At 73.5% G+C, this 23,137-nt stretch carries 11 protein-coding genes; 5 read left to right on the top strand and 6 right to left on the bottom strand.

Features of this window, described 5'->3' with window-relative positions; translation table 11 throughout:
- Nucleotides 1-1,801, bottom strand: a 1,801-nt coding sequence (locus ACF073_RS12130; protein WP_392068881.1) for a type I polyketide synthase, incomplete at its 3' end; no start/stop codon positions are given.
- 35 nt (nucleotides 1,802-1,836) lie between these two features.
- Nucleotides 1,837-11,337, bottom strand: a complete 9,501-nt coding sequence (locus ACF073_RS12125) for an SDR family NAD(P)-dependent oxidoreductase (protein ID WP_392068879.1) — start codon at nucleotides 11,335-11,337, stop codon at nucleotides 1,837-1,839.
- 346 nt (nucleotides 11,338-11,683) lie between these two features.
- Between ACF073_RS12125 and ACF073_RS12120 the strand changes: the two genes are divergently transcribed.
- Nucleotides 11,684-12,721 (top strand): 3-dehydroquinate synthase family protein, encoded by a 1,038-nt coding sequence (locus tag ACF073_RS12120; RefSeq protein WP_392068877.1) that lies wholly within the window; start codon nucleotides 11,684-11,686, stop codon nucleotides 12,719-12,721.
- Between the two features lie 569 nt (nucleotides 12,722-13,290).
- Here ACF073_RS12120 and ACF073_RS12115 read toward each other — a convergent pair.
- From ACF073_RS12115 to ACF073_RS12100, 4 genes are all read right to left on the bottom strand, one after another.
- Nucleotides 13,291-14,178: an ROK family protein gene (locus tag ACF073_RS12115; protein ID WP_392068876.1), complete on the bottom strand. Its 888-nt coding sequence runs from the start codon at nucleotides 14,176-14,178 to the stop codon at nucleotides 13,291-13,293.
- Between the two features lie 42 nt (nucleotides 14,179-14,220).
- Nucleotides 14,221-16,755 carry an amino acid adenylation domain-containing protein gene (locus tag ACF073_RS12110; protein WP_392068874.1) on the bottom strand — a complete coding sequence of 845 codons (2,535 nt, stop codon included), beginning with the start codon at nucleotides 16,753-16,755 and terminating at the stop codon, nucleotides 14,221-14,223.
- Between the two features lie 44 nt (nucleotides 16,756-16,799).
- Nucleotides 16,800-17,726, bottom strand: coding sequence for a GNAT family N-acetyltransferase (locus ACF073_RS12105; protein WP_392068871.1), 927 nt, complete (start codon nucleotides 17,724-17,726; stop codon nucleotides 16,800-16,802).
- A gap of 102 nt (nucleotides 17,727-17,828) precedes the next feature.
- Entirely contained in the window at nucleotides 17,829-18,248 is a 420-nt protein-coding gene (locus ACF073_RS12100; RefSeq protein ID WP_392068869.1) for a type II 3-dehydroquinate dehydratase, read from the bottom strand.
- A 371-nt stretch (nucleotides 18,249-18,619) separates the two neighbouring features.
- Between ACF073_RS12100 and ACF073_RS12095 the strand changes: the two genes are divergently transcribed.
- From ACF073_RS12095 to ACF073_RS12080, 4 genes are all read left to right on the top strand, one after another.
- Complete coding sequence (locus ACF073_RS12095) at nucleotides 18,620-19,783, top strand: DegT/DnrJ/EryC1/StrS family aminotransferase (RefSeq protein ID WP_392068867.1); 1,164 nt, start codon at nucleotides 18,620-18,622, stop codon at nucleotides 19,781-19,783.
- Nucleotides 19,780-20,910 (top strand): Gfo/Idh/MocA family protein, encoded by a 1,131-nt coding sequence (locus ACF073_RS12090; protein WP_392068866.1) that lies wholly within the window; start codon nucleotides 19,780-19,782, stop codon nucleotides 20,908-20,910. Before ACF073_RS12095 ends, ACF073_RS12090 begins: the two co-directional genes overlap by 4 nt.
- Nucleotides 20,911-21,013: 103 nt before the next feature.
- Nucleotides 21,014-21,712: an HAD-IA family hydrolase gene (locus ACF073_RS12085; protein ID WP_392068864.1), complete on the top strand. Its 699-nt coding sequence runs from the start codon at nucleotides 21,014-21,016 to the stop codon at nucleotides 21,710-21,712.
- Between the two features lie 74 nt (nucleotides 21,713-21,786).
- Nucleotides 21,787-23,121, top strand: coding sequence for a 3-deoxy-7-phosphoheptulonate synthase (locus ACF073_RS12080; RefSeq protein WP_392068862.1), 1,335 nt, complete (start codon nucleotides 21,787-21,789; stop codon nucleotides 23,119-23,121).
- Nucleotides 23,122-23,137 lie beyond the last annotated feature (16 nt).

Below are 23,137 nucleotides of genomic sequence, written 5' to 3'. Positions count from 1 at the left end.
CCGACAACAAACCCAACGCCATACCCACCCACTGCGCCCCCTGACCCGGAAACACAAACACCACACCCGAATCACCACGAGCCACAGACACAGACGACGACGCAGACGCAGACGCAGACGCAGACGCAGACGCAGACGCAGACGACGACACCGAAGAGTCATCCGCCAACGCCACAAGACGACTCAACGCCTCCTCACGAGACCCCGCCACCACCACACCCCGATGACCGAACACCGCACGCGACGTCAAAGACAACGCCACGTCATGCAGCACGGCATCAGGACGGCTCTCCAGAAACTCCGCAAGCCGCCGCGCCTGCCCACGCAACGCCTCCCCAGACCTCCCCGACAACGCCAACGGCACCACACCACTGGGGATCGTGCGGGTCGGAGCGGGGGTGTCGGACGGGTCGGCGGGGCGGGGCTGTTCCAGGATGATGTGTGCGTTGGTGCCGCTGATCCCGAAGGAGGAGACGCCGGCGCGGCGGGGGCGCCCGTGCTCCGGCCAGTCCCTCGCCTCGGTGAGCAGCTCGACCGCACCACTGGCCCAGTCCACCTCGGGCGTCGGAGCGTCCACGTGCAGCGTCCTCGGCAGCACACCGTGCCGCATCGCCTGCACCATCTTGATCACACCCGCCACACCCGCGGCGGCCTGCGTGTGACCGATGTTCGACTTCAGCGAACCCAGCCACAACGGCGAACCCTCGGGGCGGGAACGGCCGTAGGTGGCGAGGAGGGCCTGCGCCTCGATCGGGTCACCGAGGGACGTACCCGTGCCGTGCGCCTCGACGACGTCGACGTCCGCCGCGGACAGGCGCGCGTTCTCCAGCGCCTGCCGGATGACGCGCTGCTGGGAGGGGCCGTTGGGGGCGGTCAGCCCGTTGGAGGCGCCGTCCTGGTTCACGGCGGTGCCGCGCACGACGGCCAGGACTTCGTGGCCGTTGCGGCGGGCGTCCGACAGCCGCTCCAGCAGCAGTACGCCGACACCCTCGGCCCAGGCGGTGCCGTCCGCCGCGGCGGCGAACGCCTTGCAGCGGCCGTCGAGGGCCAGTCCGCGCTGGCGCGAGAACTCCACGAAGGCGCCCGGGGTCGACATCACCGCGACACCGCCGGCCAGCGCGAGCGAGCACTCGCCGGAGCGCAGGGCCTGCGCGGCGAGGTGGATCGCCACCAGGGACGAGGAGCAGGCGGTGTCCACCGTCACCGCCGGGCCCTCCACACCGAAGGTGTAGGACACGCGGCCGGACACGATGCTGCCGGCGCCGCCGGTGAGGACGTAGCCCTCGATCTCCTGGGAGCCGGTGCCCATGCGGGGCGCGTACTCCTGTCCGGCGGCGCCGGTGAAGACGCCGACGCTCTCGCCCTTGAGGGCGGAGGGATCGATCCCGGCGCGTTCCAGGGTCTCCCAGGAGGTCTCCAGGAGCAGCCGCTGCTGCGGGTCCATCGCCAGCGCCTCGCGCGGGGAGATCCCGAAGAACTCGGCGTCGAAGCCGGCCACGTCGTCGAGGAAGCCGCCCTCGCGGACGTAGGACTTGCCGGAGGCGTCCGGGTCGGGGTCGTAGAGGGTGTCGAGGTCCCAGCCGCGGTCGGCCGGGAAGGCGCTGACGGCGTCGGTGCCCTCGGACACCAGGCGCCAGAGGTCGTCGGGGGAGGTCACCCCGCCCGGCAGCCGGCAGCCCATGGCCACGATGGCGATGGGTTCGGTGCGCCGGCCTTGCTCCTCGCGCAGCTTCTCCCGCGTCTGCTGCAGCTCGGCCGAGACCCGCTTGAGGTAGGTGAGCGCCTTCTCGTCGGTGGTCATGGAAACTGATCTCCTCTTCCGGGTGGCCTGGCGGGTCAGCCGAGCCCGAGCTCGTTGTCGATGAAGGCGTAGATGTCGTCGGCGGTGGCGGCTTCGAGTTGGCCGGCCCGGTCGGTGGTCTCGGCGGAGCCGCCGTTCAGGGCGGCTTCTTCGAGGCGGGATCCGAGGAACTTGAGCCGGGAGTGGATGCCCGAGTGCTCCAGTTCCTCCGCCAGCAGGGCGTCGAGTGCCGATTCCAGGGCGTCGAGTTTGGCCGCGACCGGGTCGGATTCCTGGTCGAGTGCCTTGAGCAGGTAGTCGGCGAGCACGGTGGGCGCCGGGTAGTCGAACACGGCTGTCGCGGGCAGTCCGGTCCCCGCGGCCTTGCCGAGCCGGTTGCGCAGTTCCACCGCCGTCAGCGAGTCGAACCCGGCCTCCTTGAAGGCGCGGTCGGGTACGACGAGTGAGGCGTCGGAGTGGCCGAGGACGGTCGCGGCCTCCTTGCGGACCAGATCCAGGACGAGGGCGGCCTTCTCGTCCGCGGGGAGTCCCGCGAGCCGTTCGGCGAGGGTCCGCCGGGGTGCGGTGGCCGTGGCGGCGGTGCGGCGCGGCGCCCGGACGAGTGCGCGGAGCATCGGGGGGAGTCCGCCGGAGGCGGCCCGGCCGCGCAGCACGCCCGGGTCGAGCCGGGTCGGCACCAGCGCCGGTTCGCCGCAGGTGAGGGCGGCGTCGAAGAGGGCCAGTCCCTCCTCGGCCGTCAGTCCGAGCATGCCGTCGCGTTCGGTGCGCCGCAGGTCGGCCTCGGTGAGGGCGCCGGTCATGCCGCCGGTGTGCGACCACAGGCCCCAGGCGAGCGACAGCGCGGGCAGTCCCTGGGCGCCGCGGACGCGGGCGAGTCCGTCGAGGAAGGAGTTGGCCGCCGCGTAGTTGGCCTGCCCGGGGTTGCCGAGGACACCGGCGGCCGAGGAGAACAGCACCCAGGCGGCGAGGTCGAGGTCCCGGGTCAGCTCGTGCAGGTTCAGGGCGGCGTCGGCCTTGGGCCGCAGGACGGTGGCGATCCGGTCGGGGGTGAGCGCGGCGAGCACGCCGTCGTCGACGACGCCCGCGGTGTGCACCACGGCGGTCAGGGGCGCCGTCGCCGGGACGGACTCCAGCAGCCGGGCCAGGGCGTCGCGGTCGGCGGCGTCGCAGGCCGCGACGCGCACGGTGGCGCCGAGGGCGGTGAGTTCGGCGGTGAGTTCCCGCGCGCCGGGCGCGTCGGGGCCGCGCCTGCTGGTGAGGAGCAGGTTGCGGGCGCCGTGTCCGGTGACGAGGTGGCGGGCGACGAGTGCGCCGAGGGAGCCGGTGCCGCCGGTGATCAGGACGGTGCCGTCGGGGTCGGGCCGGTGCGGCAGGGTCAGGACGGCCTTGCCCACGTGGCGGGCCCGGCTCAGGTGCCGGAAGGCGTCCGGGGCCTGTCGTACGTCCCATGCCGTCACCGGCAGCGGGGTGAGGGCTCCGCGGTCGAAGAGGTCGGCGAGTTCGTCGAGCAGCTCGCGTATCCGGTCGTCGTCCGCCTCCGCGAGGTCGTAGGCCCGGTAGTCCACTCCGGGGAAGCGCGCGGCGACCTCGGTGGCGTCGCGGATGTCGGTCTTGCCCATCTCCAGGAAACGGCCGCCGCGCGGCAGCAGGCGCAGGGAGGCGTCGACGAACTCGCCGGCCAGCGCGTCGAGGACGAGGTCGACGCCGCGGCCGTCGGTGGCGTCGAGGAAGTGCTGCTCGAAGTCGGTGGTGCGGGAGTTGGCGATGTGGGTGTCGTCGAGTCCTTGGGCGCGCAGGGTGTCCCACTTGCCGGGGCTCGCGGTGCCGTAGACGTCGGCGCCCAGGTGGCGGGCGATCTGGACGGCGGCCATGCCGACGCCGCCGGCCGCCGCGTGCACGAGGACCGTCTCGCCGGTGCGGACGCCGGCCAGGTCGCGCAGGCCGTAGAGGGCGGTGAGGAACGCGATGGGCGCGGCGGCGGCCTGCGCGAAGGTCCATCCGGCGGGGACGCGGACGAGCCTTCGGTGGTCGGTCACGGCCTCGGGGGCGAACGCCCTGCCGGGGAAGAGGCCCATGACGCGGTCGCCGGGTGACAGGCCGGTCACGCCGGGGCCGGTCTCCAGGACGACGCCGGCGGCCTCGCCGCCGATCGCGGCCCGGCCGGGGTACATGTCCAGGGCGATCATGACGTCGCGGAAGTTCATGCCGGCGGCGCGGACGGCCACGCGGACCTGGCCGGGTCCCGGCGGGCCGGGGTCGGTGTCCGGTACGAGGGCGAGGTTCTCCAGCGTGCCGGGTCCGGTGGTGTCCAGGTGCCAGGCGGCGGCGTCGGGGACCGTGAGGCCCGCGGGGGCGGCGCTGACGAGGCGGGGCACGGACACCTCGCCGTCGCGCACCGCGAACTGCGATTCCTCCAGGGCCGCGGCCGCCGCCGGGATCCCGGTGAGCGCGTCGCGGGAGGTGTCCAGTGCGTCGGTGTCGGCGAGGATGAAGCGGTCGGGGTTCTCGGACTGGGCGGAGCGCACCAGGCCCCAGACCGCGGCGGCGGCCGGGTCGGTGACGTGCTCGCCGTCGCGAACGGCGACGGCGCCCCTGGTGATGACGAGCAGCCGCGCGGTGTCGCCGCCGGGTTCGGCCGGCAGCGCCTGGAGGTGCTCCAGCACGCGGGTGGTGAGGGTGCGCACGTCCTCGGCCGAGGTGCCGTCGCCGGTGGCGTCGAGGACGCGGATGCCGTCGAGTCCGTCGGCGCGCGCCGTGACCGGCAGAGTCGTCCACGCCGTGCGGAAGAGGGATTCGTGTCCCGCTTCGGCGGCGGGGCGCAGTTGGCCGGCGGCCACGGGGCGCAGGACGAGGGAGTCGACGTCGGCGACGGGGGCGCCGGTGGTGTCGGTGACGCGCAGGGAGACCGCGTTCTCGCCGACGGGGGTCAGCCGGACCCGCAGGGCCTTGGCGCCCGAGGCGTGCAGCCGTACGCCGTTCCACGCGAAGGGCAGCAGACGGCTTCCGTCGTCGGGTTCGGCGATGCCGGCCAGGGCGCTGGGGTGCAGCGCGGCGTCGAAGAGGGCCGGGTGCAGGCCGAACCGGTCGGCGTCGGCGTGGTGTTCGTCGTCGAGGACGATGTCGGCGAAGACCTCCGTGCCGAGGGTCCACGCGGCGCGCAGTCCCTGGAAGGCGGGTCCGTAGGCGTAGCCGGCCGCGGCGCGGTCCGGGTAGAAGTCCGTGACGGGCACGGCCGTGGCGTTCGCCGGGGGCCACGGGGTGGTGTCGGTGCCGGGAGCGTCGTCGGGGTGGGGCGGCGTCAGGGTGCCGCTGGCGTGGCGTGTCCAGACCGTGTCGGCGCCGTCGGGGCGGGAGTGGACGGCGACGGGGCGGTCGCCGGTCTCGTCGGGGGCGCCTACGTGTACGCGGATGCGTACCGCGCCGTCGGCGGGCAGGATCAGGGGCGCGGCCAGGACGAGTTCGCGGACGGCGCCGTGTCCGACCTCGTCGCCCGCTCGGATGGCCATCTCGACCAGGGCGGTGCCGGGCAGCAGGACCGTGCCGCCGACCGCGTGGTCGGCGAGCCAGGGCCGGTCGGCCGGGGAGAGGCGTCCGGTGAGGGTGACGGCGTCGGCCTCGGGCAGGTCCACCGCGGCGGTCAGCAGCGGGTGGCCGGCCGCGGTGATGCCCGCGGCTCCGAGGTCGCCGGGGCCGTCGGCGTCCAGCCAGTAGCGCTGGTGCTGGAAGGCGTAGGTGGGTACGGCGGTGGCCCGGGCGTCGCCGCCGGCGAGCAGGGCGGGCCAGTCGACGCGGGCGCCCCGGGTGTGGGCGCGGCCGACGGCCGCGAGCAGCGTCCTCGGTTCCGGCCTGCCGTCGCGCAGGGCGGCCACGCAGTCGACGTCCTCGGGGAGGCAGTCCCGGGCCATGGCGGTCAGCACGCCGCCGGGCCCGAGTTCGAGGACGGTGGTGGCGCCCTGTTCGCGCAGGGTGCGCAGGGCGTCGGCGAAGCGGACGGTGCCGCGGACGTGTCGTACCCAGTACTCGGGGGCGCACAGCTCGGCGGGGTCGGCGAGGGCGCCGGTCAGGTTGGAGACGACGGGCAGGGCGGGGGTGCGGAAGTCCAGTCCGGCGGCGACCTCGCGGAACGCGTCGAGCATCGGCTCCATGCGGGGCGAGTGGAAGGCGTGCGAGACGCGCAGCCGCTTGGTCTTGCGGCCGCGGGCCGCGAAGGCGGCGGCCACGGCCTCGACGGCCGGGGCGTCACCGGAGAGGACGACGGCCTCGGGGCCGTTGAGCGCCGCGACGGCGACCGCGTCGGTGAGTTCGGCGAGGACCTCGTCCTCGGCGGCCTGGACGGCGATCATGGCACCGCCCTCGGGCAGGCGCTGCATCATCGCGCCGCGGGCGGCGACCAGGGCCGCGGCGTCCTCCAGGGACCACACGCCGGCCACATGGGCGGCGGCGAGTTCGCCGATGGAGTGCCCGGCGACGAGGTCGGGGCGCACGCCCCAGGACTCGACCAGTCGGTAGAGGGCCACGCCCACGGCGAACAGGGCCGCCTGGGTGTAGGCGGTGCGGTCGAGCAGGTCGGCGTCCGGGGTGCCGGGTTCGGCGAGGACGATGTCACGCAGCGGGCGGTCGAGCCAGCGGTCCAGGCAGGCGCAGACCTCGTCGAAGGCGCGGGCGTACACCGGGAACGCCGCGTACAGTTCGCGGCCCGTCCCGGGGCGCTGGGCGCCTTGGCCGGAGAAGACGACGGCGAGCCTGCCGTCGGTGGCGGTGCCGGTGGTGTCGTCGCCGGCGGCGAGGGCGGCCAGGTCGGTGCGGGCCTCCTCGGGGGAGCCGGCGACCACGACCGCGCGGTGCTCGAAGGCGGACCGGCCGCTGAGGGTGAGGGCGACATCGGCCAGGGCGGGCGCGGGCTCCGTGCCGAGGAGGGCGGCGACGCGTCCGGCCTGGGCGCGCAGGGCCTCCTGGGATTTGGCGGAGAGCACGAGCGGGACGAGTCCGTCGGGCAGGGCGCGCTCGGGCGCGTCCGCCGGATCCGGTCCCTCGGCGGGAGCGGGCTCGTCGGAGGGCTGTTCGAGGACGACGTGGGCGTTGGTGCCGCTGATCCCGAAGGAGGAGACGCCGGCGCGGCGGGGGCGCCCGTGCTCCGGCCAGTCCCTCGCCTCGGTGAGCAGTTCGACCGCGCCTGCCGACCAGTCCACCTCGGGCGTCGGAGCGTCCACGTGCAGCGTCCTCGGCAGCACACCGTGCCGCATCGCCTGCACCATCTTGATCACACCCGCCACACCCGCGGCGGCCTGCGTGTGACCGATGTTCGACTTCAGCGAACCCAGCCACAACGGCGAACCCTCGGGGCGGGAACGGCCGTAGGCGGCGAGGAGGGCCTGCGCCTCGATGGGGTCGCCTAGGGCGGTGCCGGTGCCGTGGGCCTCGACGGCGTCGACGTCGGCGGGGGTGAGGCCGGCGTTGGCGAGGGCCTGGCGGATGACGCGCTGCTGGGAGGGGCCGTTGGGGGCGGTCAGCCCGTTGGAGGCGCCGTCCTGGTTCACAGCGGTGCCGCGTACCACGGCGAGGACCTCGTGGCCGTTGCGGCGGGCGTCCGACAGCCGCTCCAGGAGGAGCAGACCCACGCCCTCGGACCAGCCGGTGCCGTCCGCCGCGGCGGCGAACGCCTTGCAGCGGCCGTCGGCGGCGAGGCCGCGCTGCCGCGAGAACTCCACGAAGCTGCCCGGGGTCGACATCACCGCGACACCGCCGGCCAGCGCCAGGGAGCACTCCCCCGCGCGCAGCGCCTGGGCGGCCAGGTGCAGGGCGACCAGCGAGGACGAGCACGCCGTGTCCACCGTCACCGCGGGGCCCTCGAAGCCGAAGGTGTACGAGACCCGGCCGGAGACGACGCTGCCCGCGCCGCCGACGCCGAGGTAGCCCTCGATCTCCTTGGCGGGACGCACCGCCCGGGTAGTGTAGTCGTGGTACATGACCCCGGCGAAGACGCCGACGTCCGTGCCGCGCAGGGCGGTCACGTCCAGGCCGGCGCGTTCGAAGACCTCCCAGGAGGTCTCAAGGAGCAGCCGCTGCTGCGGGTCCATCGCCAGCGCCTCGCGCGGGGAGATCCCGAAGAACTCGGCGTCGAAGCCGGCCACGTCGTCGAGGAACCCGCCCACCTTGACGTAGGACGTTCCGGCGGCGTCGGGGTCGGGGTCGTACAGCTCCGCCAGGTTCCAGCCCCGGTCGGAGGGGAACGGCGAGAGGCCGTCGGCGCCGTCGGCGACCAGCCGCCACAGGTCCTCGGGCGAGGTGACACCGCCCGGCAGCCGGCAGCCCATCGAGACGATCGCGATCGGCTCGTCACCGGCCGCCGCGGCGGGGACGGGCGGGGCGGGGACGTCCGCGGACTCGCCGTAGACCGCGCCCAGCAGCCGGTGCGCGAGGGCTTCGGGGGTGGGGTGGTCGAAGGCGCTCGTGGCGGGCAGCCGCAGTCCGGTGGCGGCGCCGAGCCGGTCGCGCAGGGCGACGACCATGACCGAGGTGAAGCCCAGCTCCTTGAAGGCCCGGTCGGCCGGGATGTCGTCGGTGCCGGCGCGGCCGAGGACCGCGGCCGCCTCGGCGCGTACGAGCCGCAGCAGGAGGTCCTCCCGCTCGTCGGCGGGCACGCTCTCCAGCCGGCCGCGCAGCTGCGAGGTCTCCGCGGGGATCTGCCGGGCGGTGGTGTCGATCAGTCCGCGCAACGGTGCGGGGACCGGGCCGCCGAGCAGGGCGGCGTTGTCGAGGCGCATCGCGATGAACGCGGCCTCGCCGGCGGCGTGCGCCGCGTCGAAGAGCACCAGGGCCTGCTGTTCGGTCAGTTCGCCCGCCGCGAAGGGGAGAGCGCTCTCAGCGGCGGCGCCGCGCCAGGGCCCCCAGGCGAGTGAGAGCGCGGGCAGGCCGTGGGCACGACGGTGATGGGCCAGTGCCTCCAGCGCGGCGCTCTCGGCCGCTATCTCGCCGGCGCGGGGGGCGCCGAGGACGCCGAGGGGCGAGGAGCAGAGGACGAACGCGGCCAGGTCGTGGTCGGCGGTCAGGTCGTGCAGGGCGTGTGCCGTGGCGGACGCGGTACCGGTCCCGGTGATCTCCTCCGCGTGCACCACGGCCGTCAGCGGCGGGCGTTCGCCGTCCGCCAGCAGCTCGGCGAGGGCGTCGCGGTCGCCCGGCTCGCAGGCGACGGCGGTGGCCCGGGCGCCAGCGCAGGCGAGTTCGGCGCACAGGGCCCGCACGCTCGCGTCGCCGTGCTCGGGGTCGTGGGCCAGCAGCAGGTGGCGGGCGTCGTGCGCGGTCACGAGGTGGCGGGCGAGGGCGGCGCCCTGGGCGGTGGCGGCGCCGGTGACCAGGACCGTCCCGTCGGGGTCGAGCAGCGGGAGCGGCGGCTCCTCCCGGTCCATGGAGACCCGGGCGAGGCGCGGCAGCAGGGCGATGCCGGAGCGGATGGCGAGCTGGGGTTCCCCGGCGTTCACGGCGGCGACCAGGGGGCGGGCCCCGTCCTCGCCGAGGCCGTCGGTGTCGAGGTCGGCGAGGACGAGCCGGCCGGGGTGCTCGGTCTGCAGCGCGCGGACCAGGCCCCACAGCGGGGTGTGCGCGGGGTCCCTGACGTCCTCGCCGGCGCCGGCGGCCACGGCACGCCGGGTGAGGACCACGAGGGTGACGTTCGCGTTGCGGTCGTCGGCCAGCCAGTCCGCGAGGGAGGTGATGAATTCCTCGATGCCCGCCGCGGAGTCGTAGGGGGTGCGGTCCACGAGGAGGACGCCGGTGCCGCCGTGGGCGGCGGGGCGGGCCGCCGCGTGGGCGGCGGCAGGGTCGGTGTGGACCTCGCACGCCGTGCCGACGTCCTCCAGGGCGGCGGCGAGGCCGAGCGCGTCGGAGCCCGCGAGCGCCCAGCCTTGCGGCTCGCCCGGGACTTGGCCCAGGGAGAGCGGGGAACTGGGTATCCAGTCGACGCGGAACAGCGAGTCGTACAGGCCGCTGCTGGTGGCGCGCAGCCGGGCGGGCGTCTCCAGCAGCCGATGCCGGATGATCTTGCCGGAGGCGGTGCGCGGGATCGACTCGATCTCGTACAGCTCCTCGGGCACCTTGAAGTAGGAGAGCCGGTCGCGGCATTCGGCGAACAGCTGCTCCGTGTCCGGTCCCTGGGGGCCGGGGACGATGAACGCGACCGGCACCTCGCCCAGCACGTCGTGCGGCTTGCCGACCACGGCGACGTCGGCGACGCCGGGGACGGAGCGCAGGACCTCCTCCACCTCGCCGGGGTGGATGTTCTCCCCGGCGCGGATGATGAGTTCCTTCTTGCGGCCGGTGATCGTGAAGTAGCCGGCCGCGTCCCGGCGGGCCAGGTCACCGGTGCGGTACCAGCCGTCGTGGAAGGCGGCAGCAGTGGCCTCGGGCTGGTTGTGGTAGCCGGCCATGACGCTCGGCCCGCGCACCCAGACCTCGCCCTCCTCGCCGTCGGCTACGTCCTCTCCGGTCCCGGTGTCCACCAGGCGTACGCCCAGGCCCACCACCGGCAGGCCGCAGGAGCCCTCGACGCGGGCGCCGGCGGGCCAGTTGACGGTGATGGAGCCGCAGGTCTCGGTGGAGCCGTAGGCGTCGATGAGGGGGACGCCGAAGACGCGCTCGAAGGACCGGCGCAGCGAGGCGGTGGTGACCGCGCCGCCGACCAGGGCCACGCGCAGCCGGGGGGCGGTGAAGCCGCGGTCGCGTGCCGCGTCGAGCAGGTAGTGCAGCAGGGTGGGGACGCCGGCCAGGAAGGTGGCGCGCTCCTCGTCCAGGGCGGTCAGCACGTCCTCGGCCGACAGGCCGTCGACGATGCGGGCGCTGGCGCCCACGGCCACCACGGAGAGGACGCAGGCGATGTGCGAGAGGCTGTGGAAGAGGGGCAGCGGCCAGACGACGCGGTCCTCGGGGCCGAGTCCGGGCACCGGCACGTAGCAGGCGGCCACCGACCACAGGCAGTTGCGCTGGGTGGAGAGCACACCCTTGGGCCTGCCGGTGGTACCCGAGGTGTAGAGCATCCACGCCAGGTCGTCCAGGCCGAGGTCGTCACGGGCCGGGGTGGCCGGTTCCCGGGTCGCGAACGACTCGTAGGGCAGGAAGCCCGTCGGTGCCGGCTCGTCGCCGACCAGGACGACCGTCAGGTGCGGGCGGTCCGGCAGCAGGCGCCGCAGCTGTTCCACGTGCGGGTGATCGGTGATGACGATCCGGGCGCCGCTGTCGTCGAGGATGTGCGCGAGTTCCGCGTCGCTGCTCTGCGGGTTGACCGGTACGCCGATGGCACTGGCCCGGGTGATGGCGTAGTAGCTCTCGACGATCTCGACACGGTTGCCCAGGCAGATGGCCGCCCGGTCGCCCGGTTGCAGCCGCAACTCCGCCAGGTGCCCGGCGAGTCTGCGGGTCCGCAGCTCCAGATCGCTGTAGCTCACGCTCCGCCGAGCGTCCCTGTAGGCGACCTTGACACCGAACTGCCGGGCCTGCTGGATCAGCAGCTCGGGAAGCGGTCGGATCAGCTCCGTGCGCAACATGTGTCGTCATCCCTCCAGGGCGACAGCGGACGGGCAGCCCGTAATGGCAAATGGTTCGCCCTACCCGGCACAGTCTTGTCATCCAGTGCTTCTCCGCACCCCCCTCATCACCCCCCTACGTGTCCCTAACTTGCGGGGTGACGAGGATTAATCAGCAGGTGTTTGGAGGGGCGGCCCGGCGGTATTAGGCTCCACCGCCGTGCGGACAGTCTTCGTGTTATCGGCTGTCGGCCGAAATACACCCGTGATAGGCGGCCAATTCCCGCGAGCGCCCGGGGAGCGGGATTCCTTTCCCCGTCCCCCTTCCCTCGACGGCGGGACGGCAGGGAAAGGGACTCACACGGACATGACAGATTCCACGCCTCACCACACCCGTATCAGGGTGGAACTCGGCGACCGCTCCTATCCCGTCGACATCGGACCCGGGGTGCGGCACTCGCTGTCCGGGGTCGTCGAGCGGCTGGGGGCGCGGCGCGCGGCGGTGGTCTCCGCCCGGCCGGACGCCTGGATACCCGACCCCGGCGTGCCCTCACTCGTCGTGCCGGCCCGTGACGGCGAGCCGGACAAGACGCTCGCCACCGTCGAGTCGCTGTGCCGGGAGTTCGTGCGCTTCGGGCTGACCCGTGAGGACGTGGTCGTCTCCGTCGGCGGCGGCACCACGACGGACGTCGTCGGTCTGGCCGCCGCGCTCTTCCACCGCGGGGTGCCCGTGGTGCATCTGCCGACCACGCTGCTCGCGCAGGTGGACGCCAGCGTCGGCGGCAAGACCGCCGTCAACCTGCCCGAGGGCAAGAACCTCGTCGGCGCGTACTGGCAGCCCAGCGCGGTGCTGTGCGACACCGACTACCTGGAGACCCTGCCCGAGCGGGAGATGCTCAACGGTTACGGGGAGATCGCCCGCTGCCACTTCATCGGCGCCGGCGATCTGCGGGAGCTGTCGCTGCCGGAGCAGATCGCGGCGAGCGTGGCGCGCAAGGCGCAGATCGTGTCCGCCGACGAGCGCGACACCGGCCTGCGCCACCTGCTCAACTACGGCCACACCCTGGGCCACGCGCTGGAGCGGGCCACGGACTTCAGGCTGCGGCACGGCGAGGGGGTGGCGATCGGCACGGTGTTCGCCGGGCGGCTCGCCCATGCCCTGGACCGGATCGACGAACGGCGGGCGGTGGAGCACCTGGAGGTGGTGCGCCACTACGGGCTGCTTCACGAGCTGCCCGCGGACGTCGCACCGGCCCGGCTGATCGATCTGATGCGGCTGGACAAGAAGGCGACGTCGGGGCTGACCTTCGTCCTGGACGGCAAGGACGGCGCCGAGCTGGTGCCGGACCTGCCGGAGGCCGTCGTCGCCCGGGTGCTAGCGGAGATGCCGCGCGCGGCGGCCTGACGGGGGGCGCGCACGACAGGCGGTCTGCGCCGGCCCGGACGAATCCCTGGTCCGGGCGGGCGCGGACCACGTCGTGCGGGGCACTGAGCAGGGGGACCGTCGTTCGCGGCCATGCGCGGGAGCACGGCGGTTCGCGGCCACGCGAGCACCGCTGTCTGCGGTCACACGCGGGGGCGCCACCGCCGCTTACGGCCACACGCGGGGGCACCGCCGCTGGCGGCCACGCCCAGCGACACCGCCGCTTGCGGCAACGCACGGGAGCACCACCACCGCTTACGGCCGCGCGGCAGCACCGCCGCTCGCGACCACGCGCGGAAGCACCGCCACCGCCTACGCCCACACGCGGCAGCACCGCCGTCTGCGGCCACGCACGGGGGCACCGCCGCTTGCGGCAACGCACGGGAGCACCACCACCGCTTACGGCCGCGCGGCAGCACCGCCGCTCGCGACCACGCGCGGAAGCACCGCCGTCTGCGGCCACGCCGGGGGGAGAGACCGTCCCTCGCCGCGGCAGGCGAAGGCTCCCGCTCTCGGCGACTGCGGACGTCGGCCCCCGGCATCCCCCGGTCTCAGTTCTGCTGTGACGCCTCCTTGGCCAACAGGACCGCGCCGTGCAGGGAGGACGATCCGCCCAGGCGGGCGGGCTCCACGGGCGGCGGCGGGTGGCCGGGGCGGGCCAGTCGCGCCGCTTCCTCGGCGACCATGGCGGTGAAGCCCGGCAGGCCGTCGGCGAACCCGCCGCCGACCACGACCAGCGCGGGACGGAGCAGTTCGCTCACCCCGACGGCGGCCGCGGCCAGCGCCGCGCACGCCTCGCGTACGGCGTCGGCGGCCCACCCCGTGCCGTCGGCGAGAGCCCCCGCCAGCTCGGCGAAGGTCACCTCGGTGCCGCGGGCACGAGCGGCGCGGCGCAGTACGGCGGGGCCGGAGGCCACGGACTGCACACAGCCGCGGCGCCCGCAGTCACAGCGTGCTCCGGACCGGTCCACGATCAGGTGGCCGATCTCGCAGGAGCCCCGGGACGGACCGGGCAGCAGTCTGCCGCCGAGGACGATCCCGCCGCCGACGCCGGTGCCGACTCCGAGGTACAGCAGATCGGGACGGTCCGCCGCGTGCGCCTCGGCGAGCGCGGCGAGGTCCCCGTCGTCGGCGCAGGCCACCCTGGTGGCGCCGAAGATCCCGCGCAGCGCGCCGCCGAGGTCGGCGCCGGTCCAGCCCGGCCGGTTGGGCCAGGCGGTGACCACGCCCGCCGCGTCGAGGGTGGCGGGCATCGCCACACCGACGCCCGCGAACCCGGCCGGGGCGCCGCCGCACAGCTCGCGGACCTGCCGGGCGAGCAGGTCGAGGTCGGCCGCCGCGTGCGCGGGCCGGTCCGTGGCCGGCGGCCAGCGGAAGCCGGCCTCGCGCATGGTGCCGTCCGCGTGCTCGGCGCGCAGGGCGACCTTGGTGCCGCCCACGTCGATGCCCAGGTGGTGAGGGATGGCTGTCTCCTGGTCGGGTCAGTCCCCGAGGTGGCCAGTGACGATCTCGGCGACCTGGCGGAGCACGCGCGGGCTGCTGAGCATCTCCTCGTGGCCGCAGCCCAGTTCGTGGCGCACGATCTCGCCCGCGACGTACGGCGCCCATGCCTCGCTGGAGGCCGCTTCGGCCACCGGGCTGGGATCGGCGGCGAACAGGTGCATGGCGCCGCTGTACTTCTCGGGCGTGTGGGCCTTCCAGGCGCCGAGGTCGGTGAGCATGGTCTCGACGAAGGTTTCGGCCGCGCTCTTCCTGCCGTGCCAGGCGTAGTTGGTCGCCATGTCGGCGAACTCGGCGATGTCCTCGTACCTGAGCGGGCGCTCGTACGTGGTGAGGTCCTTGCCGTTGATCAGCAGGATCAGCTCGATCAGGCCCTGTTCGTCACGGTCCTCCATGTCCGTGATGTGCGGGTTGGTGTTGAACACGCCGAGGAACTCGATCTCCTCCCCGCGCTTCTGGAACTCGGCGGCGACGGCGTGGGCGAGGATGCCCCCGAAGGACCAGCCCAGAATGCGGTACGGCCCCTCGGGCTGCACGCCCTTGATGCGGTCCGCGTAGTCCGCCGCCATGGCCGCGATGGTGTCGACGGGGGTGTCGAACTCCTGGAACGTGTGCGACTGGAGGCCGTAGATCGGGTACTCCAGGCTGAAGTGCTGGGCGAGCACCCCGTAGCACCAGGCGGTGCCGCCGAGATGGCGCATGCAGAACAGCGGCCGTGCGGAGCCCTTGGTCATCAGCGGCAGCAGGACGTCGAAGGAGTCCTGCGGCTCCTCACCGGTCAGCCGCCGGGACAGCTCGGCGGGCGTCGGGGACTCCACGAGCATCCGGATCGACAGCTCCAGGTCCATCTCGGAGCGCACCCGGGCCAGCAGCCGTGCCGCGAGCACCGAGGAGCCGCCGAGGTCGAAGAAGCTGTCTCGCGGTCCGACCTGCGCCACGCCGAGCACCTCGGCGAAGAGCCGGCTGAGCAGCAGCTCCGACTGCGTGAGGTGGGTCTCGACCATGGCGGTGGGCGCGACGACGGGTGCCGGCAGCGCCTTGCGGTCGAGCTTGCCGTTGGGGGTGAGCGGGAACTCCTCCAGGGCCACCACGGCCGACGGCACCATGTAGAGGGGCACGGTGTCCGCGACGAAGTCCCGCAGCGCCTTTACGTCGGGCACCCGGCCCGGGGCGGCCGTCACATAGGCCACGAGGCGCCGGTCGCCGGGCCGGTCCTCGCGTACCGTCGCGGCCGCCTGGTCGACGTCGTCGGACCGTTCGAGGGCGGCCTCGATCTCGCCGAGTTCCACCCGGAAGCCGTGGAGCTTCACCTGATGGTCGGCACGTCCGACGTACTCGAGGGCGCCGTCGGCGCGCTGGCGCACGACATCGCCCGTGCGGTACATCAGGGTGCTGTCGTCCCCGAAACGGTGGGGCAGGAAGCGCTCGGCGGTCAGCTCCGGCCGGTTGAGGTAGCCACGGGCCACGCCGGCGCCGGCGATGAACAGCTCGCCCTCGGTGCCGGGCTCGACGGGCACCAGCTCCTCGTCGAGGACGTACAGCAGGGTGTTGCGCAGGGGTTTGCCGATGACGGCCGCGTCCTCGGGGCGGGTGAGGGGGTGCACCGTGGACCACACGGTGGTCTCCGTGGGCCCGTACCACTGGACGACCTCGGCTCCGAGGTCGAGCAGCGTCGCCGCCAGCTTCTCCGACAGTGCCTCGCCTCCGATGAGGATGCGCAGGCCGCGCAGCACCTCGGGGGTGACGGTGGCCAGCATGTGCCAGTGGGTGGGGGTGGCCTGGGCGGTGCCGATCCGGCCGCGGACGATCAGATCGCCCAGCGCCTGCGGGTCCTGACCGGTGGCACGGGGCGCGATGACCGCGCGGGCACCGGTGTAGTACGGCAGGAACAGCTCGGGCACCGACATGTCGAAGGTGGCGGTGGTGACCGACAGCATGCGGTCGCCGGGGCCGAGGGACAGCCGCTCCCGCATCGCCTCCAGCAGGTTGTGCAGGGCGCGGACGGGGATCTCGACGCCCTTGGGGGTGCCGGTGGAGCCCGAGGTGTAGATGATGTACGCGAGGTCTTCGGGCTTCGGCGGGGCCGCCCGCTCGGCGTCCGCCAGATGGCCGGCGGGCAGTGCGGCCAGCGTCGCGGCCGTCGCGGGGTCGTCCAGCACGATGCGGGGGACGCCCACATCGGTGCGGTCGGCGTCGATGCGGGTCGACGTCACCAGGGCGACCGGGGCGGCGTCGCGGACCTGGAAGGCCACGCGTTCGGCGGGGTGCTCCGGGTCGAGGGCGAGATAGGCCCCGCCCGCCTTGAGTACCGCCAGCAACGTCACCAGCAGGTCGGTGGAGCGGGGCAGCATCACCGCGACGACACGGTCCGGCCCGACGCCCGCGGCCACCAGGTGGCGGGCGAGCCGGTTGGCCTGCTCGTGGGCCTCCCGGTAGGTCAGCTCCACGCCCTCGCATTCGAGGGCCGTGAGATCCGCGACGGAGTCGGCCCGCTCCTCCAGCGCCTTCACCAGCATGTTCCACTCCACAGGATTCGTAAGGATTCTCGCCGGGGTGCCGATCAGACGGCCGGGGTGCGCATCCAGCGGTTCCAGTACGGCCGCCAGCCGTGGCGGTGCCAGAAGGGCGTGGAGATCGGGTTGAACATCGCGTGGTAGCCGACCGCCGCGCCGATGCCCATGGCGTCCAGGTCGGCGTGGACGTGGTGGGCGAGGGAGGTGCCGATGCCCAGGCTGCGGTAGCCCTCCTTGACGGCCTGGCAGACCAGGTGCGCGACCGGGCTGGCCGTGATCTTCGTCGCGAGCCATGCCTGCTGCGGCTCGGAGAAGTCCTCGCCCCGGTGCATGCCGACGATCTCGCCCTCGTACTCGGCGACCCAGATCAGCGGGTCGTCGCCCTTGAAGGACGCGGTGATCTCCTCGCGCAGCAGCGCCTCGGTGGTGGCGCGCTCGACGGCACCGCTGACCGCGGCGTCGAACCGGGTCTCCACCATCTGCAGCTCGAACACCGCCTCGCTGTCCTCGACGGTGGCCCGGCGCACGCGCACCTTGCCCGACTCCGGTACCAGCTCGGTACCGTTGAGCCGGCCGATCATCACGAACTCGGGGACGAACCCGAAGGCGCGCAGGACCCGGGTCATGGCGACGTCGCGGCTGGGCCACTCGACGGCGGCCATGGAGTCCGCGCCGGGGCTCTCGGGGTGGCTCTCCATGTGCTGCTTCCAGTGCGTGAGCAGAGCGGCCATCTCGTCGGGCCCGGAGACCAGGGGGGTCAGTTCCCAGCGGTCCAGCGGGCCGAGCACCGCCTCCAGCGCGTCGGGGTCGACACGGGTGTGCGTCAGCAGGGCCCGCGCCCCGTTCACCTCCAGAAGCTCCTGGCCGTCGGAGGGCTCGGGCAGCGGGTGGGCCTCCGGAATCATCCGGTCGATGGGGCGCAGCCGGTCGCGGTGAGCGGCCAGCACTGATTCCGCCGTCTGTCCCTTGAGCATGGTGGCGTGTCCTCGGCTTTCGGTTCTCGGTCGGGTCCGTGCGGAAGTCATGAAGGGGGTTCGGCGGGAACAGCGTGATCCGGCGCGGCGGGTGGCTCCGCGTCAGCGGTCGGTGACCTTCTCCAGCAGCGCGCGGGCCGCGAGCCGGTAGCCCACGGCGCCGAGGCCGAAGATCACCCCGGCGGCGAGCGGTCCGGTCACCGACTGGTGCCGGAACTGTTCGCGGGCCCAGACGTTGGAGAGGTGGACCTCGATCCACGGGCGCGGGTAGTCGGCCAGCGCGTCCCTCAGTCCCCAGCCGGCCATCATCAGGGCCGCGGGATTGATGATCGCGCAGGCGGTGTCGTAGTTGGCTTGAATGGTGCGGATCATCTCCGCTTCACCGTCGTGCTGGAACGCTTCGACTTTCCAGCCGCGTTCGGCCACTTCCTCGGCGACCCATCCTTCGATGTCGGCGAGCGTGTCCGTTCCGTAGATCTCGGGCTGACGCCTCCCGAGTATGCCGAGATTCGGTCCGTTCATCAACAGGAGCCTGCTCAATGCGCACCACGCCTTATACGGATCCATCGGGAAGTGGTTTTTTGCAGCACTCACATTGGCAGGCGGACACCGGAACTCGGTATGTCCGCAGTCACAAGGGGGCACATAGGGGGGTCCCCAAGGGGAATGACGCCCCGCCGGCCACTGGGTTAGCGTGCCCATCGCGACGGCCGACCCCGCCGGGGGTGCTTGCCGGCCTGCCCGGCCAGGCGCGCGTACCGCGCCGAGGTGGTGTTCCGGTGCCGGCGTCCGCGTGGACACCCGGTCCGTGACGGGCGGTTCCGTGTCGCGCCTCCGCGGCGATCGCTGCGGCAGCATTCGCATGCGCGTTGACCGAAGGAGTAAGAAACAGCATGAGCAGTGGTGTGCAACTGGGCTCAGACCTTCCGGCGTGGCCCCAGTACGACGACGCCGAGCGGACCGCCCTGATGCGTGCACTGGAGCAGGGCCAGTGGTGGCGCATGGGCGGCGGCGAGGTCGACGCCTTCGAGCGGGAGTTCGCCGAGTACCACGGCGCCAGGCACGCGCTGGCCGTCACGAACGGCACCCACGCCCTCGAACTGGCCCTGGAGGTCATGGGTGTCGGGCCCGGCACCGAGGTGATCGTGCCGGCCTTCACCTTCATCTCCTCGTCCCAGGCCGCTCAGCGGCTCGGCGCGGTCGTGGTGCCGGTGGACGTGGACCCGGAGACGTACTGCATCGATCCGGCCGAGGCCGCGAAGGCCGTCACCTCGAAGACCCGCGCCATCATGCCGGTCCACATGGCGGGCCAGCTCGCGGACATGGACGCCCTCGACAAGCTGGCCGCCGACTCCGGCGTGCCGCTGATCCAGGACGCCGCACACGCCCAGGGCGCCACCTGGAACGGCCGGCGCGTGGGCGAGCTCGGCTCGGTCGCCGCGTTCTCCTTCCAGAACGGCAAGCTGATGACGGCGGGCGAGGGCGGTGCGGTGCTGTTCCCGACCGCGGAGATGGCGGAGCACGCCTTCGTGCGGCACAGCTGCGGACGCCCCCGCGGCGACCGCGGCTACTTCCACCGCACGTCGGGCTCCAACTTCCGGCTCAACGAGTTCTCCGCCTCGGTGCTGCGCGCCCAGCTCGCACGCCTCGACGGGCAGATCCAGACCCGCGAGGAGCGCTGGCCGCTGCTGTCCTCGCTACTCGCGGAGATCCCCGGTGTGGTGCCTCAGCGGCTGGACCCCCGGGCCGACCGCAACCCGCACTACATGGCCATGTTCCGGGTCCCCGGCATCACCGAGGAGCGGCGCGCGCAGGTCGTGGACACCCTCGTCGAGCGCGGTGTCCCCGCGTTCGTCGCGTTCCGCTCGATCTACCGCACGGACGCCTTCTGGGAGATGGGCGCCCCGGACCTGTCGGCGGACGAACTGGGCCGCCGCTGCCCGAACTCCGAGGCGCTGACGGCCGACTGCCTGTGGCTGCACCACCGGACGCTGCTCGGCACCGAGGAGCAGATGCACGAGGTCGCCGCCGTCATAGCCGACGTCCTCGGCTCATGACCACGGCACACCAGGACGGCCGGCCGGTCCGCACCGCGGTGGTGGGGCTCGGCTGGGCGGCCCGGTCCATCTGGCTGCCGCGGCTGCGGCGTCACCCCGGCTTCGCCGTGAGCGCGGCGGTGGACCCCGACCCGGCCTCGCGCGCGGCCGTCACCGCCGACGCGCCGGACACCCCGGTCCTGGCCGCCATGGACGCCATGGATCCCGCAGAGGTGGACCTGGCCATCGTGGCCGTCCCCAACCACCTGCACTGCGAGATCGCCAGCGGCCTGCTGCGCAAGGGCCTGCCGGTCTTCCTGGAGAAGCCGGTGTGCCTGACGTCCGCGGAGGCGGAGCGGCTGGCCGAGGCCGAACATGCCGGTGGCGCACGGCTTCTGGCGGGCAGCGCGGCCCGGCACCGCGCCGACGTACGGGCCCTGCTCGCGAGCGCCGGCGACCTGGGAACCGTCCGCCACATCGAGCTGTCCTGGGTGCGTGCCCGGGGCGTGCCGGACGCGGGCGGCTGGTTCACCCGGCGTCAGTTGTCGGGCGGGGGCGCGCTGGTGGACCTGGGGTGGCACCTGTTCGACATCGCCGCCCCGCTGCTCGGCTCCGCGCGGTTCGCACAGGTCACCGGTGCGGTCTCGGGCGACTTCATCGCACGGGACACCGCACGGGTCTCCTGGCGCGCCGAGGGGGCCGAGCAGGAGCTGGAGAGCGAGCGGGCGGCCTGCGGGGTCATCGACGTCGAGGACACCGCCCGCGCGTTCCTCGTCACCGACAACGGTGTCTCCCTGTCGGTGCACGCGAGCTGGGCCTCGCACGAGGAGCGCGACATCACCCGGATCCGGGTCGACGGCAGCGCGGGCAGCGCGACCCTGCGCTGCACGTTCGGCTTCAGTCCCAACCGTCTGGAGCACCCGGAACTGACCCGCACCGAAGACGGCCGCACCCGTGCCGTCCCGGTACCCGAAGAGCCCGTCGGCACGGAGTACGACCGGCAGCTGGACGAGTTGCTCGCCCAGCTGCGGGGCCCGGCCGGACCGCGCCGGGCCGTCGAGGAAGCGCGCCGCACCATCGGCGCCATCGAGCGGATCTACTCCTCGGCCCGCGCCGCGCAGGAGAAACCCGACCGGCACCGGCCGTGACCGGCACGGCCGGCCTCCGGGCCGGCCCGGGCCGCCGCCCCTGCCGGGCGGCAGCGGCCCCCACCCGAAGCCGCCGCCCCACGAAAGAGAGCAGCACCGCACCATGGACAGTCTTGGAACCAGCCAAGGCACCGCCACCCGCGACGACCGGACGGAGCCGATCAGCGCGGTCGTCTTCGACCTCGACGGCGTGCTCGTCAACAGCTTCGCCGTGATGCGCCAGGCCTTCACCACCGCCTACGCCGAGGTGGTGGGGGACGGCGATGCGCCGTTCGAGGAGTACGAGCGGCATCTGGGCCGCTACTTCCCCGACATCATGCGGATCATGGGGCTGCCGCCGGAGATGGAGGCCCCGTTCGTCCGTGAGAGCTACCGGCTCGCCCCGCTCGTCCCCGTCTTCGACGGCGTCCCGGAGATGCTCAGGCAGCTGCGGGCGCGCGGAGTCGGCCTCGCCGTCGCCACCGGCAAGAGCGGCCCCCGGGCCCGTTCGCTCCTCGAACAGCTCGGTCTGCTGCCCCTGTTCACCGTCGTGATCGGCTCCGACGAGGTGGCGCATCCCAAGCCGGCCCCCGACATCGTCCTCAAGGCCCTGGGAGTGCTCGGCTCCGACCCCGCGCGGACCGTCATGGTCGGCGACGCGGTCACCGACCTCACCAGCGCCCGGTCCGCCGGTGTCACCGCCGTCGCCGCTCTGTGGGGCGAGACCGACGAGGAGACCCTGCTCGCGGAGAAACCCGATGCCGTGCTCCGCACACCGGCGGACATTCTCGACGTGTGTTTCGGCAGCGCCCGCACGCCCTGATCCCACGCGCCCGGAAAAAGCACTCTCCCTTCTTCTCAGTCATAGCTCGACCGACATTTCACCGGAGACTCGACGTGGGAAAAGCCGTGACGGACATGCGTAAGCCGGCCCTGCAACAGCCCGAATGGGACGACCCGTCACAGGTCCGGCGCATCCGGGAGGTGCTCGCCGCGCGTCCGCCGCTGGTCAAGGCGGAGGACGTGCACGCGCTGCGGGCGCTGCTGGCCCAGGTGGCCCGCGGCAATGCCCTGGTGGTGCAGGCCGGCGACTGCGCGGAGAACCCGGCGGAATGCGACGCCGCGTACGTGTGGCGCAAGTCCGCGCTCCTCGACATGCTCGCCGCGACACTGAAGATGTCCGCCCACAAGCCGGTCGTACGGGTCGGGCGCATCGCCGGCCAGTTCGCCAAGCCGCGCTCCAGGCCGCTCGAACGGATCGGGGACCTGGAACTGCCGGTCTACCGCGGCCACATGGTCAACGGTCCGGAGCCCACCCCGGAGGACCGCCGGCACGATCCGCTGCGCCTGCTCACCTCGTACATGACGGCGAGCGACGTCATGGAGCACCTGGGCTGGCGCGGCTCCGCGCACTTCGGCCAGCAGCCGCTGGCCGAACCCCGGATGTGGACGAGCCATGAGGCGCTCGTCCTCGACTACGAGCTGCCAATGGTCCGTGAGCTGGGTGACGGGCGCCGCTGGCTCGGCTCGACCCACTGGCCGTGGATCGGCGAGCGCACCCGTCAGCTGGACGGCGCCCACCTGGATCTCGTCGCCGACATCGTCAACCCGGTCGCGGTGAAGGTCGGTCCGGCCACCACGGTGGAGACGGTCACCCTCCTGTGCGAGCAGCTCGATCCGCTGCGGGAACCCGGCCGGCTCACGCTGATCGCCCGCATGGGCGCCGACCTGGTCGCCGAGCGGCTGCCCGCGCTCGTGGAGGCGGTCCGGCTGGCCGGTCATCCGGTGATCTGGCTCAGCGACCCCATGCACGGAAACACCGTCACCGGCCCGGACGGTCACAAGACCCGCCTGCTGGAGACCATGGCCCGGGAGGTCCGGGGTTTCCTCCGGGCCGTGTCCGACGCCGGCGGCACGGCGGGCGGCCTGCACCTGGAGACCACCCCCGACGACGTCCTCGAATGTGCCGCGGACGTCTCCGTGTTCGAGCGCGAGACCCTCAGGCGGACCAGCCTGTGCGACCCCCGGCTCAATCCGGAACAGGCCGTCGCACTGGTCTCCGCCTGGGCCGACGCGGACGTCCGGCCCACCGCGCCCGCGGACGGGTCACGGGTGGCCCGGGACACGCACGCAAGCCCGCGCACCCCAGGCGGCCGGGACGCGCTTTCCGCGCCGGAACACCAAGAGTTCCGGACCCGGAGCCACGCGGAGTTGTGGCTCAACCAAGCCTAGGGCGACGACCGTCGGA

Origin of the sequence: Streptomyces sp. NPDC015171 (assembly GCF_043079545.1) — a bacterium.
Classification (GTDB): domain Bacteria; phylum Actinomycetota; class Actinomycetes; order Streptomycetales; family Streptomycetaceae; genus Streptomyces.
This window is presented reverse-complemented; position numbering and strand designations above follow the sequence as displayed.

Coding starts and splice junctions, on each gene's coding strand:
- ACF073_RS12125 (WP_392068879.1), bottom strand. CDS start 11,337: ATGTTGCGCACGGAGCTGATCCGACCGCTTCCCGAGCTGCTGATCCAG.
- ACF073_RS12120 (WP_392068877.1), top strand. CDS start 11,684: ATGACAGATTCCACGCCTCACCACACCCGTATCAGGGTGGAACTCGGC.
- ACF073_RS12110 (WP_392068874.1), bottom strand. CDS start 16,755: ATGCTGGTGAAGGCGCTGGAGGAGCGGGCCGACTCCGTCGCGGATCTC.
- ACF073_RS12105 (WP_392068871.1), bottom strand. CDS start 17,726: ATGCTCAAGGGACAGACGGCGGAATCAGTGCTGGCCGCTCACCGCGAC.
- ACF073_RS12100 (WP_392068869.1), bottom strand. CDS start 18,248: ATGAACGGACCGAATCTCGGCATACTCGGGAGGCGTCAGCCCGAGATC.
- ACF073_RS12095 (WP_392068867.1), top strand. CDS start 18,620: ATGAGCAGTGGTGTGCAACTGGGCTCAGACCTTCCGGCGTGGCCCCAG.
- ACF073_RS12090 (WP_392068866.1), top strand. CDS start 19,780: ATGACCACGGCACACCAGGACGGCCGGCCGGTCCGCACCGCGGTGGTG.
- ACF073_RS12085 (WP_392068864.1), top strand. CDS start 21,014: ATGGACAGTCTTGGAACCAGCCAAGGCACCGCCACCCGCGACGACCGG.